Annotated in this window: 1 pseudogene; it reads left to right on the top strand. The window is 33.6% G+C overall.

What is annotated here, in order from left to right:
• Window positions 1-1278, top strand: a pseudogene (locus tag F6K13_RS33460) (hypothetical protein); the annotation flags it as partial.
• Window positions 1279-1353 lie beyond the last annotated feature (75 nt).

Raw genomic sequence — 1353 nt, 5'->3', positions numbered from 1 at the left:
GGCGTTGATAAAAGAAATTTTATCAACGCCTTTTGTTCAGGGGGGGCGAAAAAATGGATATTAGAACGATTTCCTCATATATCAGATATAGAGTTAAATCATCGATTAGAAAGATATGGCCTAAATCCCTGCGGTGAAATTATCGGTAGTAACTATCATTGCGACCTTTCAGAAATTCATCTAAACATGATTGACCCAAATAATTTAGACGAACAAAGAAAAGCTTTTACAGCAGGTGCAATTAATGTTGTTGGTTTATTACATCATAAATTCACACAACATCGTTATCAATTAAGCCGAGAATTAGACCCAATCATCGCGGTGTCATTTACAGGGTTATTTGATTTCTTCGTAAATGCTTTCGGCATTGAATGGTTAAGTTGGTGGATGAATGGAAGAGATGAAAATTGGTATTCTTATAATCACGAAGAAATTGTTTCTAAACTAATATCTCTTTCTATATCTGATATAGATAATCACCCTGAACAAAACGAAATAAATTCAACAGCCGAATTATTCAAATATTATGAAACAAAATATTTGAAATTTTGGAAATCAATTGTAGAGATAAAAGTCAAAGAATACTGCACTAAACATAACATTAAAATACCTAATCGTTACACATGTGTACAACCAGCAGGCAGTAAGAGTTTATTAACCAATGCGTCTCCTGGTTGGCATCCTCCCTTCGGTATCAATTATATCCGGAGAATTACTTACAGAAAAAATGATGCTGTAGCGAAAGCTTGTTTGGATTATGGATATTCTGTTGTACCGGGGCAATCAGATAAAGATTCCGAAGGAAATCTATTGAACGACCCTTTCGACGAAAGAGTAACGGAATGGTTGGTAGAAATTCCTGTTTCTGTATCATGGTGCAATATAGAAGGAATAGAAAACATTGATATAAGCAAAATTAGTGCAACAGCAATGTTTGATTTTTATATGGGAATTCAAGAACATTGGACTACACATAATACATCATCGACAATTCTACTAACAGAAGATGAAATAATTCCTTTGGCAACTAAAATTTATGAAGCGATTCGATATGATAAAGGATATATTTCGATAGCACTGTTAGCAAGATTTGATGCACCATTTCCTCGTTTACCTTTCGAGAAAATATCAAAGGATGAATACAATAAAATCAATTCCGTTGTAGAACAACGTATCAATCATAATAAAACTTTTCAAGCATTAGTCAATTATTATGTTGAAAACACTGAAACTATTCCGGAGGCTGCTTGCGAAGGAATGGCCTGTATATTGAAATAAATAACCTATTATTCAGAGGGCGTATATCAGATATATTCCCCCTGAATAATAGGCATGTTAATTTTCGTTTCCGAA

Source organism: Okeania sp. SIO2B9 (genome assembly GCF_010672505.1).
Taxonomy (GTDB): Bacteria; Cyanobacteriota; Cyanobacteriia; order Cyanobacteriales; family Microcoleaceae; genus Okeania; species Okeania hirsuta.
The sequence above is the reverse complement of the archived record's forward strand: the minus strand, read 5'-3'. Positions and strand labels throughout refer to the sequence as shown.